Consider the following 16,667-nt stretch of genomic DNA (forward strand, 5'->3'; position numbering starts at 1 on the left):
CTGATCAAACTGTTTCCATCAAGCGCCTTAGCCAGCCAAGATACCCTCTGCTCAAACCGTCACCATCAAGCGCCCCAGCCAGCCAAGATACCCCCTGATCAAACTGTTTCCATCAAGCGCCCCAGCCAAGATACCCCCTGCTCAAACCGTCACCATCAAGCGCCCCAGCCAGTCAAGATACCCCTGCTCAAACCGTCACCATCAAGCGCCCCAGCCAAGATACCCCCTGCTCAAACTGTTTCCATCAAGCAGCCCCGCCCTGCACCAATATCCCGGAATCAACCTAAGGATCAACCCAACGGCACCGCCCCGCCTAACGCATCCTACCAATCTGCGCGACTCTCTCCAGCCATCTTCCAATCGCCGGAAACTTCCCGCTGAAGCGTGCATGGTGCAGGAAGTGGGAAGCGGCAAGCACTCCAATCACATCTTTCACAAAATCTATTAGTGTTGCCGAGCGGTACGGCATGAAGCTTTGGTGATATTCATCGAGAAGGCCATAAAGGATACTGATGCCCATGAATGCGAAGCTCCACAATGGCTTGAATCCGCGGAAAGTCAGCGCCGCGAGGAACAGCAGAATGTAGAGTATCCCGAATTCCACGAGGTGCAGGGACTCTTTGAAGTATCGGTCGATGCTGTGGTCCGACAGCTCAATGACCGCCGTGTCTGGCAGGCTAGACATAATCCAGATAGCCGCCATATATATCGGCGGCAAAAATCTTAACATCCATACTGCAATTTTCATGATAAAAATCCCCATTTCGTAAAAAGTGATGCCAAAATGAATAAAATAAACCGCTTTGTCGAAAGATAAGCAGTAAAAAATTTTTGGCTCTATGTATATATTGTTTTCTATCTGTTCAGACTGGTTGCTGAGGTGATGAAAATGAGAGAGGAAGAAAAAAAATCTTCTCAGGACACAAGTATGAAACGGTTTTTTAAGAAGCGCTGGGCATATCCAGCAATCTATCTGGCAAGTGCTGCAATCATTCTGTCTGGTGTAGTCTGGTATCAAAACAGCGGTACAGAAAGCGACAAATTCGATTATGAAGCCACTGACCAGCCTGGGAAAAAATTGAACGATGCTCCTGCCGTCGAAGTCAACCGAGCACTTGAAAATTTCCTGATGCCTGCAGCTGATCCTGAAAAAGTTGTCATCCAAAAACAATTCTATGATAATGACAGCAAAAAAGAAGAGCAGGAAGCAGCGTTGGTTGTCTACAATAACCAATACCACCCAAACACGGGAATCGACATTGCCCATAAAAACGGCAAGGAATTTGAAGTTGTTGCCTCTGTTAGCGGCACTGTGAAAAGCATCAAAGACGATGCACTACTTGGAAATGTCATTGAAATTGAACACGATAAAGGCATTGTAACACAGTATCAATCTGTAAAAAATATTAAAGTCAAAGCGGGCCAGAAGGTTGACCAAGGCCAGGCCCTAGCTACTTCAGGGCGCAGCATGTTCAACGAAAAGGCCGGCATACACGTTCATTTTGAAATCCGCAAAGACAACATTCCTGTTAATCCGAGCGATTTCTTTGAAAAGCCGATGAGTGCTCTGATGGAAGCGAATGTGGTTCCTGCCGATAATTCCGGCAAGACTGAGGAAACTAGCGATGATTCCAAAATGGAAGATGGAACAAAGTCTGGTGACAGCACGAAGCCAGAGGATGGAACAAAGTCTGGCGAAGGTACAAAGCCAGAGGGCGGAACGAAGTCTGATGAAGGCGGAAAGCCAGAAGACGGAACGAAGTCTGACGAAGGCGCAAAGCCAGAAGACGGAACGAAGTCTGAAGAAGACGCGAAGCCTGAGGACAGCACAAAATCTAAAGATGGCACGAAGCTCAATGAAGAGTCATCCAAAGATGAAGGCACAAAAAACACGAAAGAAAGCGAGAAGGACAGCATTAATCCTTCTAGTGAGTCCAAGAACACAACTAACTCTTAATTTTGGAAACCCGCCCCTCACGGCGGGTTTTTTTGACTTTTAAAAGATCTGTATATTTGAGAGGAACCGGTTGCTCTAATATCTGTCCTGCTGCGGCGGATAGGAATTCTAGTGCTGATACTTCCCCAGGATGGCCGTTTTAGTGGGACGAGCACTGTGATTAGTGGACATCGCGAATACGGCATCTAATACATATTGCCCAACCCGCTGCGAATGCATAATGTGCATCACCTAACTCGGCACCTACTCGGCACCTAACTCGGCACCTAATAGATAGTGCAAATCCAAACTCCCGCCGTACACCTCTGTCGAAAACTATTTAATCCTGCCATAATGTTGTCCAATAGAATGTTCTCCCTGACTATGCTAAAATCAGTCAGAAGGAGGAGAGACAAATAATGAGGAAAGTAATCTTACTTATTGCGGCAATAATGCTGGCTGTTATGTTTACCGGCTGCAGCAAGGAAACCAGTCCGGAAGACAGACTTTCGCAGTATATTAAGCTTTGGAATGCTAAGAAATTCGACAAGATGTACGGTTACCTCACTGATGATGCAAAGCAGTCCATCACAAAAGAAGAGTTTGTGAACCGTTACGATAAAATATATAAAGACCTTGAAATCGACAAGCTTGATGTCCAATTCAAGAAGCCTGAAGAAGAGAAAAAGCACAAAGAGAGTGCAAACTTTCCGTTCTCGGCAAAAATGGACAGCGCCGCCGGGCCAATCAAATTCGGCCATACGGCCAAGCTGCTGAAAGAAAAACACGGGGACGAAGAAAACTGGTATATCGACTGGAATCAAACTTATATTTTTCCCGAGCTTGGCAAGGAAGACCGACTGAGCTATCAATCGATTCCAGCAAACCGCGGCAGCATTATGGACCGGAACGGGGACATGGTGGCAGCCAATGGCTATGCGCTTGAAATCGGAGTCATACCGGGCCAGCTTGGCGACAAGAAGAAGGAAACAATCGCGACGCTCGCAAAGCTGCTTGAAATGACGGAAGAACATATCAACAAAATGCTTGAAGCCCCATGGGTCAAGCCTGATCTGCTCGTTCCGCTGAAAAAAATCTCGAAAGACAATCTTGCATTGCAGGAAAAATTGTTTGCTCTCGACGGAGTCACAAGCAGCAAGGTGAATGTCCGCGAGTATCCTTACGGCGAAGCTTTTTCCCACTTGGTTGGCTACGTTGCCCCGGTAACGGCGGATGACCTGAAAAAGCTTGAGGGCAAAGGTTATACGTCCAGTGACCTGATTGGAAAGCGCGGCCTTGAGCAAGTGCTTGAAGAGAGGCTCAGGGGAGAGAATGGTGTAAGGATTTCCATTAAGAAAAAAGACGGCAGCGAAAAACTTCTTGCTGAAAAGTCAGTAAAAGATGGGGAAGATGTCAAACTCACCATCGATGTCGTCCTGCAGCAGCAAATTTACGACCAGATGAAGGGAGAAGCAGGTGCAGCTTCCGCTATCAACCCTCTCACTGGTGAAACGCTGGCGCTTGTAAGTGCTCCAGGATTCGATCCGAACGCGGCTACGCTCGGTTTTACCAAGTCGCAGCGCGAGGAAATGGCCAACAACCCTGCCGATCCGACCCTGAACCGCTTCAAGCTCAAATTTGCTCCGGGTTCGGTCATGAAGCCAATTACAGCGGCTGTCGGCCTTTCCAGTGATAAAATCAGCCTTGATAAAGCCTATACGATCAATGAAAAGAGATGGCAGCCTAATAATTCATGGGGAAACTACAAGGTGACCCGTATCTCCGACGTCAAAGGCCAGATCGATATGGAGAAGGCCTTGATTTATTCCGACAATATTTATTTTGCCCGTGTAGCGCTTGATACTGGCAAGGATGCTTTCGGCGAGGGGCTGAAGAAGTTTGGCTTTGAGAAGGAGTTGGATTATCTTTATCCGCTTGAACCGTCAACGATGGGCGATATTGGAAAAGAGATAACGCTCGCCGATTCGGGCTACGGTCAGGGACAAATCGAGATGAACATCCTCCATCTGTCGGCAGCATATACGCCTTTTGTGAATAAAGGCAATCTCATCAAGCCTGTACTGCTTGCAGACGATAAAAAGAGCCAAGTGTGGAGTGAGGGCTTGATTACGGAGGAAGAGGCCATGGCGCTGAACGGAATGCTGACAAAGGTCGTTTCTGATCCGAGAGGCTCCGCCCATTCCGCAGTGATCCCGAACTACCCGCTCGCTGGTAAAACAGGTACAGCGGAAATCAAGGCAAAGCAAGGGGAAAAAGGTCGTGAGCTTGGCTGGTTCGTCGGCTACAACCCGCAATCGCCTAATCTTCTCATCACGATGATGATCGACAACGTTCAGGAAAAAGGCGGCTCCAAGACAGCCGTTTCCCGAGTGAAAAATGTATTTGAGACTAGGACAAAGCAATAGATAGTTTTGGCCGGTGGGAGATTCCCGCCGGTTTTTTTGTTGTGGAAAAGGCGCGTTTAGCAGTCTGGTTTTCTTGAGGGAATTTCATGATTTGAGGAATGGATCTCTTCTTTTTAAAAGACGAATGCTTCAGTTTTTCACGAAGTGCTAACACTATGGTTAAAGTGCTGTATTTCATTTATGAGGGGGGATTGTTTGAAACCATACAAGGATTGAACTCCACATCGCATAGTTTGAATTTGCTCTTAGGCAAGCTTTTTCTCACCCTCCTTGTCAGTTCCAATTTTCAAAAAACTTTCCGGTATCCCTTGTCCCGATTGGTTAATTTATGCATATATCCTCAACCAAGCTAATAAACTGTTTACAAACCTGACAAAGAGAGTGTTTGAGGTGAGGAGTCGTTTGCAGAAATGGGAATTCAGCTGGAGACAATGATTAGTCCCTGCAGTGTCCAGAAGGCTCATGCCTTCTGCCGTGCTTAATCAAGTGCGGATTACAGGAGTTGACGACGAGAATAGCGAGTCTCATTTCACACTTCTCACATCCAATTTAGGGAGGGCGAGTGGTGTGCACGATTACATCAAAGAGAGAACCATCAAGATTGGAAAGTATATCGTGGAGACGAGAAAAACGGTTCGCGTAATCGCGAAGGAGTTTGGCGTGTCCAAAAGTACAGTCCATAAAGACCTGACGGAAAGACTGCCTGAAATCAACCCGGAGCTAGCCAACGAGGTGAAGGAAATACTTGATTACCATAAATCAATCCGCCATTTGCGCGGCGGGGAAGCAACAAAGCAGAAATACAGCAAAGAAGAAAGGGAAGAAGAGCCAGTCCAATAAAGCACTAAATCCCTAAAGCGTGCCTGACCCCCAGTGGGGTGCTGCGTTAATTTAATAGAGCGTGCCTGACCCCCTTTAGTTTGCTAAAGGGGGTCAGGCACGCTTTATTGTGGTTCTGTAAGTTTCTTTTCTTAATTTTCTAGGTTTTATTTACTATTTCCATTTTTTTATGATAGAATAAGAAATTAGGGAAATATATGGTTCGCAATTACGCAGCGGCTTCTGAATATCCTTACTGATCCTTGTCTGTTTTCGGAACTGGCGGGATCAATCAGCCGCAGCCAGCGATTTTTCAAGGAGGAAAAGATAGGGATGTTAGCTAGGGATATTGGGATCGACCTTGGTACTGCCAATGTGCTGATCCACGTTAAAGGCCGCGGGATTGTGCTAAATGAACCATCTGTCGTGGCAATCGATAAAAACAATAATAAAGTATTGGCTGTCGGAGAAGAGGCGCGCCGCATGGTAGGGCGTACTCCTGGGAATATCGTTGCAATCCGTCCGCTGCAGGATGGAGTCATTGCAGACTTTGATGTGACAGAAGCCATGCTTAAGCATTTTATCAACAAATTGGACGTCAAAGGGTTCCTTTCCAAACCGCGCATCTTGATTTGCTGCCCAACGAACATTACAAGCGTTGAGCAAAAAGCTATCAAGGAAGCAGCTGAAAAAAGCGGCGGCAAAAAAGTGTATCTTGAAGAAGAGCCAAAAGTCGCAGCTATCGGCGCTGGCATGGATATCTTCCAGCCTAGCGGAAACATGGTCGTCGACATCGGCGGCGGCACAACAGACATAGCTGTCCTATCCATGGGTGATATCGTTACTTCCTCATCCATCAAAATGGCCGGCGACAAATTCGATGCCGAGATTTTAAACTACATCAAACGTGAATACAAACTGCTGATCGGCGATCGCACAGCTGAAAATATAAAAATTAACATTGGAACAGTTTTCGCTGGTTCCCGCCAGGAAGAGATGGAAATCCGTGGCCGTGATATGGTTTCAGGACTTCCAAGAACACTGACTGTCCACTCTGAGGAAATCGAGCTGGCTTTGCGCGAGTCTGTTTCCATCATCGTTCAGGCAGCCAAAAGCGTGCTTGAAAAAACTCCACCGGAGCTTTCTGCGGACATCATTGACCGCGGCGTCATCATGACGGGCGGAGGCGCGCTGCTTCATGGCATGGATACGCTTCTTGCCGAAGAATTGAAGGTGCCTGTCCTTGTTGCTGAAAACCCAATGGACTGCGTTGCAATTGGTACCGGAATCATGCTTGATAACATCGATAAGATTTCGGGAAGAAAAATCATTTAATTTTTAACTACAGAATCTGGATTTTTGTGCAAAAAAAAGGCACAGAAGTCCAGGTTCTTTATTTTTTACCCGTTTTTGAGAAAAGAAAACCAAGAAAACAACAAATTTCTACAAATTGTTAATGTTTCCTGGAGATTTTTTTCTTATAATAGAGTATAGAGGCAATTTGCCAAAAATTCTAAGAACCCTTTTGAGGTGTCTAACATGTTTAGAGGTTTTTATACTGTGGCGTCGGGTATGCTTGCCCAGCAGAGGCGCACGGAAATGCTGACGAATAATATGTCCAATTCTAATACACCAGGTTTTAAGGCAGATCAATCGGCCATGAGGGCTTTTCCTGAAATGCTCCTCGAGAGGGTTGAGAAAGATCATCTGGGCTTTCCGCAGAACAAAACAGTGGGCCCAATCAATACAGGAGTATACATGCAGGAAGCCATCCCGAAGTTCATTCAGGGTGATTTGCGTGATACGGGCAAAAAGACAGACATGGCCCTCTATGACGTCAGCATGCCGGTAGATGGTGAAACAGGAACGCCGGGTTCCGTCTTCTTTACCGTCCGCCAGGCTGATGGATCGCTGCGCTATACGCGAAACGGTAACTTTACGCTCGATGGCAAAGGCTTTTTAACAACGGCTAGCGGGGAATACGTCCTCAGCAGCCAGGGAAATCCAATCCAGCTTTCAAGCGATCAGTTTACTGTCAGTGAAAACGGTGTTGTCACAGGACAAGCCGGAGAAACTTCACAGCTTGCTATTGCATTTGCAGCTAATCCGAACCAAATGATCAGGGAAGGCAACGGCCTGTTCAGAACTGGAGATGGCAAGGAACTGCCGGATGCAGCAGCTACAGGTGGGGTTCGGTTCAGTCTGAAGCAAGGCTCAGTGGAGCAGTCTAACGTCGATGTTTCAAGGACGATGACCGATATGATGACCGCCTATCGTGCTTTTGAGGCCAACCAGAAGGTCATGCAGGCTTATGACCGCAGCATGGAAAAAGCCGCCAATGAAATCGGCAGGTTATAAGAGAACTTTATTTTTAGGAAAAAGGCAAACAGTATAACATTTGTAAAAATCTCATAGCATTTCAGCCACAACGAAAACTGTTGAAAGACCATAGCAGCAATGGTTACGACATCAATTTGGCAAAAACTATTGCACCCAAGCCACAACAGCCATATCTTTGCAAAAAACAATCTATAGCACCCTCAGCCAAGAATTTTATAAAAAAGATAAAACAAGATGATATTTTGACCGATAAATACGACAGTGGGCCGAAGAAACAGGCATCAATCGCTTTTTGCCAATCACCCATAAATGCAACAGCCGGGTTCCCGGCTTGAAAATGAGGGAATGACGATGAACCGAACGATGATAACAGCAACCAATACACTCTCCCAGCTGCAAAAGCAAATGGATATCATCAGCAACAATATCGCTAATATCGACACGAACGGCTATAAACGCCGCGATTCGACTTTTACCGACCTTGTTGCACAGGAATTCAGAAACCAGCCACATGACCGGCTTGAGCAAAACAGGCTCACTCCGTTTAATATCCGCCAGGGAACGGGAGCGAAAATTGCCCAGTCGCAAATAGTCCTTTCCCAAGGCAGCCTGAAAACAACCGAAAGGTCGCTTGATACAGCGTTTACAGCTGAAGGCCAGATGTTCCGTGTGCTTGCACAGAACTCTGATGGCAGTTCGGCAGTACGCCTGACAAGGAATGGCGCATTTTACTTGAGCCCGCTGTCGGACAATGAAACGATGCTTGTGAACAGTGACGGCCATCCGGTGCTTGACGAAAGCAGCCGCCCGATTACATTCACAGGGAAGCCGACCAACATCACCGTTTCTGCAACTGGCACCATTACCGCCAGTATGCCCAATGGCTCGAAGCAAGAAGCGAATCTTGGCGTCGTGTTCGTGAAGAAGCCGCAATTTCTTGAGCAAAAGGGTGACAATCTCCTTGGCTTCCCCGACAACCTTGACGCACTTGGAGTAACCGAAAATGATATCATTACGGAAATGGCCGGACCGGAAAGAGGCGGCATCTCCATCAAACAGGGAGCATTAGAGCAGTCCAATGTTGAAATGAGCAAAGAAATGACTGATTTGATCAATGTGCAACGCGGCTATCAGTTCCAATCGCGCTCGATTACCCTAGCCGACCAGATGGAAGGGCTTGTCAACGGAATCCGTTAAGAAGGGAAGAGTAAAATGGCATTGAGTGATTTATACCAGGAGATTCCCGCACAGGAAGCTGTTAAGGGAGAAAGCAAAAAAATAGAGAAGGCAGACGGGCGGGTTAAGTTAAGAGTCCGTCTCATTCCAATCTGGCTTCGAATCATCATTGTCATTGTGCTCTTCCTTCTCAGCACTGCTGCCGGCCTTGTAACAGGCTACAGCGGGATAGGCAGCGGAAAGGCAAGCGATACATTTGATAAAGCGACATGGACCCATATCCTCGACCTTGTGAATAAAGAATAACTAGTGCCAGGCTCTTATTTTTAGGGAGCCTGGCATTTTTGCTGTTTTAAGGAGATGGAGAATTCGCGCGCACTCCATACTTTATAGTAACGAGCCAAGCGTACCGCTCAAATCCCAACCCATTTGACCTTATTGTGAGGACAATTTATGATTTTCCTTTCATTTTGCCGCCATCTTACAGTACAATAAAAGTAAGCACCTAATATTAAGAGGAGGTACTAATCAAAATGCTTGATATCACTGAAATTAAAGAAATCATTCCGCATCGTTATCCATTTTTGCTTGTAGATAGAATTCTTGAGGTAGAGGAAGGAAAAAGGGCGGTTGGCGTGAAAAATGTTTCGGCCAATGAAGAGTTTTTTAACGGTCATTTCCCTGACTATCCTGTTATGCCGGGTGTGCTGATTGTCGAGGCACTCGCCCAGGTGGGAGCTGTAGCTATGCTGAAACCTGAGGAAAACCGCGGAAAGCTTGCTTTTTTCGCAGGAATCGACAACTGCCGGTTTAAAAGGCAGGTCAAGCCTGGTGATCAGCTCCGCCTTGAGGTGGAAATGGTCAAATTCAAAGGGCCGATCGGTAAGGGAAAAGCCATTGCTACTGTCGACGGGCAGGTCGCCTGTGAAACTGAAATTATGTTTGCGCTGAAATAAACCAAGCATACAACGTTAAGATCAGCCTAGCACGCGCGGCTAATCGCTTGCTAGGCGAGATTGCGTCACAGCAAAAATCTTTTAAGTACAATATGCAAGTTTTGCCCCTTTCCTGGGAATTCTAACGGCAGACCGTTTAAAAGGTCGCAAAAAAAACAGGAAAGGGGCTACTTGCCATGAAAAAGAAGCTGTTAACGTTGTTCAGTGGATTTTTGCTTTCAGCCATGATTGTCGGCTGCGGCAACAACGACGAAAATGATCCACCGCCAGAGGGTGATGTGGACATTAACAATCCGGCTGACAATAACGATGACAACAATAACAATAATAACGACGACAACCTGGACAATGATTTGAACGATGACAACCGTGATGACAATGACCTCAACGATGAGAACGACGAAAATGATGACATCAACACGGATGATGACGGCGACATGATGAAGGATGACAACGATCCAGGCGAAGAGCCGGTCGAGGATGATCGTGACCGGAGAGACGAGAACAATAAGGACAGGTAATGCAGAAAGGGCAGGCGCAGGATGCTTGCCTTTTTCTTTGTCTTTGCCTGAAAAACCGTCCACGTCAACAGTGTAGGCAGTGGTTGCTTCTGAGCCTAATAAGTCGTTCTCCCGTCAATGGGGGAAGACAATGGATGCTTGGTCTCCTGTGCTTGAAAAGTCGTCCTTCCGTTACCAGCGCTGCTTGATTTTTTTCCGCCTTACATAAAAAAATCCGCCCTCCCACCAAAAGGGAAGACGGCTGAGTGATTACACTTTTTTCGGAAGGACGAGTCTTGGCCTGGCGATAAGGTTTTTCCTGAATTCGGTAACGAGTTCTCCGTCCGTGAAGCCCTGCTCCATCAGGTACTCCAGCAGCTGGGCAGGGTAGTCGCTCCTCAGCCTTGTCAGCTTGCCCCGGAGAAGCACGCAGGCATGGTCGTTGATGGCCCTCACACTGCATACCTTTGTCTTGAAGGTAGCGGGATCGTTTTCTTTTTTCGTGATAATCACCTGGGTAACAATATCCTTATTCTCTTTGCACGCTTCCTCGAAGACAGGGATGAATTCCTTTTCGACAAATGCCTCGATCAGCCATGTGCCTTGGTCATCTTCCTTGTTAATGATCAGCCCTTCTTTAAAAGCGATGTCCGTCAAGCTGTCATGATCGGCAATTTGCATGGAGATCAACCTAAACGTTTTCATGTCGAAGCCTCCTGACCCCATTTTCCAAAATTATAACATAGCTTAAAAAAAGAAAGCGAATTACAGACATGAAACAAAAGCCGCCACCCCGTGCCGAATGAGTGGCGAAAATCCAGCCCCTGCATCTCCGTTTAGCAAAAAATCCTCCGCAGCGCTTTTGTCGAAAAATCTTTATGAAAAATAGCAAAATCAAATTTTCTCATCTTAACCTTCCTAAAAAATGATATTCCTGCCCAAAAAGGAGCCTTCCAACACTCTAACACCTCTCTGAAAACCATTTTTCGCGATTTTACTAACCGACTGTTAGAGGAATATGATGAAATCATCAAGGAGAAAGGAGTTGAAGCATTGATCAACCAAGTGATTCTCGTAGGGCGGCTGACCCGGGATCCGGAGCTGAAATTCACACCTGACGGCAAAGCCGTTACCAATATCACGCTTGCCGTCAGCCGGCATTATCGCAATGGAAATGGCGAGATTGACACTGACTTCGTCCATTGCACCCTCTGGAGAAAAACCGCTGAAAACACTGCACTCTACTGCAAAAAAGGATCCGTCATCGGAGTGACCGGGCGGCTGCAGACCCGCAATTATGAAAATAATGATGGCAGGCGGGTGTTTGTGACCGAAGTGATCGCAGAGCATGTCCAATTCCTCAGCAAAAAGCCTCAGTCCCTAAGGGAAGAACTTCCTGAAATGGAGGGGACACCTCTTGAACCAGTGCACCAATGAAAATGACGGTTTAGAAAAACTGCTTGTCAGCCTGATCAAAATGACAGGCAAGACCAATGAAAAACTCGATGAACTATCGAAAAGAGTCCGCCAGCTTGAAGTGGCGGCGGCCGAGCCACGCATAAAGCGCATTTACTCGTTTATTGCCGACCAAGGAAAAGCCAGGGAGGTGAGAAAAGAAAAAATTTAATAGACTGAGCTTCGCAATTTCTCGTATATTTTACCTTCCAGAGAGAGAAACCCTTCCCCTCTTCAATACCCTCAACTTCGGCCAGCAGCCTATGCTGGCTTTTTGTAGTGAGATTATATCCAGATAATTCCTATCAGAAAAGTTTCCCAACCTCAAAATGATAGATTTGTAGTGCAAAAATTAAGAATATTGTGTATAAATAAATTACTTACTTTGAGATACTCTCGGATTTAAAATAATTTGCATTACTTGAGGAGGAAAACTATTTGAAGAAAAAAGTTGTGGCTCTCGGGTTGTCTGTAGGACTGCTTGCTGGAGGATTTGCCGGGATGGATGCATCCGCTGCGGCAAAAGAAACACCTACTAAGTTAATGAATAAAAATGGAGCACCTGCATTCGTTTCCGGAAAGCTATCCAACCCTTCTGCCAAGTCAGCAAAAGACATCATTCTTGATTATTTGCAGCAAAGCAAAGCAGAATACAGGCTTGGAGCAAAATCAGCCTATGAATCTTTTAAAGTAGTCTCACAGGAAAGCGACCAGCTAGGTGGAGAGGTTGTCCGCCTCCAGCAGGTGTACAATGGCGTACCTGTATGGGGATCGACGCAGGCAGCGAGAGTGGACAAGCATGGGGTGCTCAAGGCATTCAGCGGCACGGTGGCTTCCGAGCTCGATAAAAAAGGCCTGAAGAATCTTGAGAAAAAGAAATCGCTCAAGCAGGCGATTGAACTGGCGGAAGCGGATCTTGGATTCAAACCTGCCTATGAGCAAAAGCCGTCAGCGGAATTGGTCGTATACCCAGCCGGTGAAAAAGCGGTCTATGCTTATCATGTCAACCTTAACTTCCTAAGCCCGGAGCCAGGCAACTATGAATATATCATCGAAGCGGAATCCGGAAAAATCCTCAATAAGTTCAATGCAATTGATACGGCAGGAAAGCCAACTAAGGGCACGGATGCAGTCGGCACGGGTATTGGTGTCTTGGGCGATAATAAAACATTGAACACAATGCTTTCGAGCGGCATGTACTATCTACAGGATAACACCCGCGGATCAGGAATCTTCACTTATGATGCGAAAAACGGCCAAAGGCTGCCAGGCAGTCTGTGGGCAGATGCTGACAACAACCTGAATGCTTCTTACGACGGGGCAGCCGTTGATGCACATTTCTATGCAGGAGTAACCTATGATTATTATAAAAATGTTTTCAACCGGAATTCTTATGACAACAGAGGGGCAGCGGTGAAGTCGACTGTCCACTATTCAAGAAACTACAACAATGCTTTCTGGAATGGCTCCCAGATGGTATACGGTGACGGAGATGGCACAACCTTCGCACCGCTGTCAGGCAGCCTTGACGTTATTGCACATGAATTGACACATGCTGTCACTGATACTTCATCCGACTTGATCTATCAAAATGAATCCGGTGCGCTGAACGAAGCGCTTTCTGATATTTTTGGTACATTGGTAGAATACTATGATAATCGCAACCCTGATTTTGAGGTGGGCGAAGATGTCTATACACCGCAAAGAAGCGGTGACGCGCTCCGCTCCATGAGCGATCCAACGAAATACGGCGATCCTGACCATTACTCCAATCGTTATACAGGCACTGGAGACAATGGCGGCGTCCATACAAACAGCGGAATCATCAATAAGGCAGCCTATCTAATGAGCCAGGGCGGTTCGCATTATGGTGTGAATGTAACCGGAATCGGAAACGACAAGATGGGCGCAATCTTCTACCGCGCAAACACTGTCTACTTCACGGCTTCATCGACATTCAGCCAGGCACGCGCAGGGGCTGTACAGGCAGCCAAGGACCTTTACGGAAGCACATCTCCTGAAGTGACGACCGTCAATGCAGCATTCGATGCTGTTGGCGTCAAATAAAATACCCCCTTTTTTGCAGGTTGGGAAATTTTTTCCCGGCCTGCTTTTTATTGCGTTATCCACGAAAGCTGTCATTCAACCCAATAAAGCCTGTTCCTCCATTAAGAAAATCCATCTGAAAAAGCAATGTTTTTTAGCACAAGTTTCCCGACCGATTCGACAAACGAAAATTTTGTCGAATCTTGTACTTTAATCTTTATTTGGGCAGCCGATATATATATCAAACAAGCATCAGCAGTTTCAGGAAGGGGACGGACATCAAAAGGGAATCACTGCTTGTTCCATAGGAGAATGTAACATAGGAGAGTCGTTCACTATTACTTTAGTTTGGGGAGATTATAAGGTGAAATGGGTTAACAACTTAAAGATGAGGACAAAACTATTATCCGGATTTGTGTGTATTGCGATTTTGATTGCCGTTGTTGGTTATATTGGGCTGTCGAATACCATGTCCATCAATTCAAATGCCAATGCGCTGTACAATGAGAACTTATCCGGGATCAATTCCACCAGAACCGTTCGAGGTAACCTGAAACAAATAAATTCGAATCTTGAATTGATGCTTTACATTAAAGATGAAAATAAGATCAACGAGCTTGAAAGTGAAAATGACCGTTTGGTAGTCCTGGATAACCAGGAGCTTGACGCCTATGAAAAAACAATTGTAAAGCCAGAAGACAGGGAGCTGTATTCTGAATTTAAGACATTATTAAGTGGCTATCGGGGAATTCGTGACGAATATATTAAGCTGATCAATGAAAATAAAATGGGGGAAGCAAAAGCCTATTATCGTGAGCTTGTTGATAGCAGGGACAAAATGACTGCTAAACTGGATGAATTGATTGACAACAATGTGAAGTGGGGCAAAGAGGCCCTCGACAACAATGCCGATTCATACGATAAAGCCTTCATAGCCATCATGTCTTTTTCAGCAGGCGGGATTCTGTTGGCAGTTGTGCTTGGTCTGCTGATCGCCACGTTGATATCAAAGAGGTTGACGAGAATCATGGAGTTTGCCGAGAAAATAGGCGGTGGGGACTTCACCCAGAATATCGACATGGACGCTAAGGACGAGATCGGCAGTGTGGCGAAATCGCTGAATTCGGCTGTTGATAACATCCGGGGTCTTATTGCCGAAATCGCAAATAGTTCAACTGAAATCAGTGCCACAAGTGAAGAGCTATCAGCATTGTCTGAGGAAATTTCCTCAAGGATGGAGAATATCAATGCCTCTGTTAGCCAGATTTCCCAAGGGACAGAAGATTTAAGCTCAGTGGCAGAAGAGGTATCCGCTTCTACTGAGGAAGTCAGTTCAATGACAGTGACCCTGGCGACGAAAGCGGAGTTTTCTTTGAAAACATCTAACGAGATTCAGGAACGCGCGGCTGAAATCCAGCAAAAAGGCGAGCGCGCTGTCACAATAACGAAGGAAATTTATGAAGAGAAGCGGGAAAAAATCCTCAATGCCATAGAAGCAGGCAAGGTAGTGGACCGGGTCAGCGTCATGGCGGATACAATCGGGAATATTGCGGCCCAGGTCAACCTGTTGTCACTGAATGCTGCCATCGAAGCGGCAAGGGCTGGTGAACACGGAAGAGGATTCTCTGTTGTTGCCGGTGAAGTAAGAAAGCTTGCCGAGCAAAGCTCCCAGACGGTCAATGAAATCCAGGATACAGTAAAGCAGGTGCATGAAGCATTTGGAAGAATCTCTGGAAATGCAGAGGAGATTCTCGCCTTTATCCAGGACTTTGTGGGTGCCAACAACCAGCTGCTGGTTGAAACAGGCACACAATATGAAAAAGATGCTAGAACAATTAGTGATGTGTCGATAGAACTTGATGCTGTAACAGAACAAGTTGCAAGCGCAATCGAGCAAATCAATACAGCCATCCAAAATGTATCGGCAACGGCCCAGGAGTCGGCATCCTCCACCGAGCAAATTGCAGACAGCGTAACAGAATCCGCTGCTTCGATAGAAGATGTGGCGCGTTCGGCTCAGGGACAGGCAGAACTTGCTGAAACACTAAACAGCATGGTGCAGAAATTTAAAATTTAAGATAAAAAAGCATCGCAACTCGGATTGCGATGCTTTTTCTAGGTGAAAATAAACATATGCAGGAGCTAAGGTATATTGACGGGTCCGATAGATTCCCCCCTACAGCTAGCGAGAAAAGCCAACAAGAAAGCGGGGCTTCCTGTATTGAGAACTATTTATGTCCCTAATTTGGTTTTGGCTATACTAACTTTTCGTCCCTATAGCACTGTCTCAGCATTCAATATCGTTCGCTATACAACCCGATTGACTTGTCTTCTTAGAAAATACTGCTGTGTTAACCAGAGAAGAGTGGAACAGCCTCCACAGAAAATGAGCATGTCGAAATAAGTTATGATAAACGCCAAACAGAAGAGTGCGGAAAGAATGAAGTAACAAAGATAATTCAAGAACTTTCCCCATCCTAGTCGCATGGTCATCCAATCTATGATATACCCACAGATTGTCCCTGGTATCAGGAATGCCAAAATCATCAACGCTGTTGTAAAATATGTTCCAATATCTTTTTCGAAAGTAAAATACATGAAGGTTCCTATCAGTATATTTGCGATTAGGAACGTAACCAATACGGACAGCAACCTGCCCTGGAATTTCAACATTTTCCCCACCCCCAATAAATATCTTAAAGAAGTAAAAAAGGTATAGCAAACAAGCTTTGTTTGCTATACTCTTTATCATTAAAGAGAGACGTTAAAGCTGTGCTCTGCTGGTGGGAAAAGACTTCTGAAATTTTCATGTATGTTTCTCCGTCATAAGTGGCGCAAAAAGCAACAACAAGATACAAATCAATGTCCTGTCCTCATTGTCTAGCATAGATTCCTTTTGTCCGATTAAGATGAGATACACGCCAATTAATCCGAACAGGAATCTGCTAGCTTCAACCGTCATTTCAAATTGATCAGAATTAAACCAGCTAATAGGATGTCAATATTTTTCATT

The 16,667-nt window shown here is 45.9% G+C and carries 15 protein-coding genes; 12 read left to right on the forward strand and 3 right to left on the reverse strand.

The window, feature by feature from the left end; translation table 11 throughout:
• Positions 1-313: 313 nt before the first annotated feature.
• Positions 314-748, reverse strand: a complete 435-nt coding sequence (locus D1970_RS15695; RefSeq protein WP_119113823.1) for a VanZ family protein — start codon at positions 746-748, stop codon at positions 314-316.
• Between the two features lie 141 nt (positions 749-889).
• On the opposite strand from D1970_RS15695, the gene spoIIQ reads away from it, so the two are divergent.
• The 8 genes from spoIIQ (at position 890) to fabZ (ending at position 9,653) form a co-directional block, all read left to right on the forward strand.
• Entirely contained in the window at positions 890-1,957 is a 1,068-nt protein-coding gene (gene spoIIQ / locus D1970_RS15700; RefSeq protein WP_119113824.1) for a stage II sporulation protein SpoIIQ, read from the forward strand.
• A gap of 398 nt (positions 1,958-2,355) precedes the next feature.
• On the forward strand, positions 2,356-4,362 hold the full coding sequence (locus D1970_RS15705) for a penicillin-binding transpeptidase domain-containing protein (protein ID WP_119113825.1): 2,007 nt from the start codon (positions 2,356-2,358) through the stop codon (positions 4,360-4,362).
• Positions 4,363-4,929: 567 nt separating this feature from the next.
• Positions 4,930-5,202 carry a sporulation transcriptional regulator SpoIIID gene (gene spoIIID, locus D1970_RS15710; protein WP_119113826.1) on the forward strand — a complete coding sequence of 91 codons (273 nt, stop codon included), beginning with the start codon at positions 4,930-4,932 and terminating at the stop codon, positions 5,200-5,202.
• Between the two features lie 312 nt (positions 5,203-5,514).
• The gene (locus tag D1970_RS15715; RefSeq protein WP_119113827.1) at positions 5,515-6,516 is read left to right on the forward strand and encodes a rod shape-determining protein; all 1,002 of its coding nucleotides are present in this window, start codon (positions 5,515-5,517) and stop codon (positions 6,514-6,516) included.
• Positions 6,517-6,720: 204 nt separating this feature from the next.
• Positions 6,721-7,539 carry a flagellar hook-basal body protein gene (locus D1970_RS15720; protein WP_119113828.1) on the forward strand — a complete coding sequence of 273 codons (819 nt, stop codon included), beginning with the start codon at positions 6,721-6,723 and terminating at the stop codon, positions 7,537-7,539.
• Between the two features lie 333 nt (positions 7,540-7,872).
• Entirely contained in the window at positions 7,873-8,718 is an 846-nt protein-coding gene (locus D1970_RS15725) for a flagellar hook-basal body protein (protein ID WP_119113829.1), read from the forward strand.
• Between the two features lie 15 nt (positions 8,719-8,733).
• Positions 8,734-9,003: a DNA-directed RNA polymerase subunit beta gene (locus D1970_RS15730; protein WP_119113830.1), complete on the forward strand. Its 270-nt coding sequence runs from the start codon at positions 8,734-8,736 to the stop codon at positions 9,001-9,003.
• A 227-nt stretch (positions 9,004-9,230) separates the two neighbouring features.
• The gene (gene fabZ, locus D1970_RS15735; RefSeq protein WP_119113831.1) at positions 9,231-9,653 is read left to right on the forward strand and encodes a 3-hydroxyacyl-ACP dehydratase FabZ; all 423 of its coding nucleotides are present in this window, start codon (positions 9,231-9,233) and stop codon (positions 9,651-9,653) included.
• 218 nt (positions 9,654-9,871) lie between these two features.
• Here the strand turns inward: fabZ and D1970_RS22470 are convergent, their stop codons facing one another.
• Both D1970_RS22470 and D1970_RS15745 read right to left on the reverse strand, forming a co-directional pair.
• The gene (locus tag D1970_RS22470) at positions 9,872-10,237 is read right to left on the reverse strand and encodes a hypothetical protein (protein ID WP_181213333.1); all 366 of its coding nucleotides are present in this window, start codon (positions 10,235-10,237) and stop codon (positions 9,872-9,874) included.
• Between the two features lie 186 nt (positions 10,238-10,423).
• Complete coding sequence (locus tag D1970_RS15745; protein ID WP_181213334.1) at positions 10,424-10,858, reverse strand: YwpF family protein; 435 nt, start codon at positions 10,856-10,858, stop codon at positions 10,424-10,426.
• A 348-nt stretch (positions 10,859-11,206) separates the two neighbouring features.
• Between D1970_RS15745 and D1970_RS15750 the strand changes: the two genes are divergently transcribed.
• From D1970_RS15750 to D1970_RS15765, 4 genes are all read left to right on the forward strand, one after another.
• Positions 11,207-11,590 carry a single-stranded DNA-binding protein gene (locus D1970_RS15750; RefSeq protein ID WP_119113834.1) on the forward strand — a complete coding sequence of 128 codons (384 nt, stop codon included), beginning with the start codon at positions 11,207-11,209 and terminating at the stop codon, positions 11,588-11,590.
• Complete coding sequence (locus D1970_RS15755) at positions 11,571-11,780, forward strand: hypothetical protein (protein WP_119113835.1); 210 nt, start codon at positions 11,571-11,573, stop codon at positions 11,778-11,780. Before D1970_RS15750 ends, D1970_RS15755 begins: the two co-directional genes overlap by 20 nt.
• 266 nt (positions 11,781-12,046) lie before the next feature.
• Positions 12,047-13,675, forward strand: a complete 1,629-nt coding sequence (locus tag D1970_RS15760) for a M4 family metallopeptidase (protein WP_119113836.1) — start codon at positions 12,047-12,049, stop codon at positions 13,673-13,675.
• Between the two features lie 343 nt (positions 13,676-14,018).
• Positions 14,019-15,731: a methyl-accepting chemotaxis protein gene (locus D1970_RS15765; protein ID WP_119113837.1), complete on the forward strand. Its 1,713-nt coding sequence runs from the start codon at positions 14,019-14,021 to the stop codon at positions 15,729-15,731.
• Positions 15,732-16,667 lie beyond the last annotated feature (936 nt).

This window comes from Mesobacillus zeae, assembly GCF_003570705.1.
GTDB lineage: Bacteria > Bacillota > Bacilli > Bacillales > Cytobacillaceae > Mesobacillus_C > Mesobacillus_C zeae.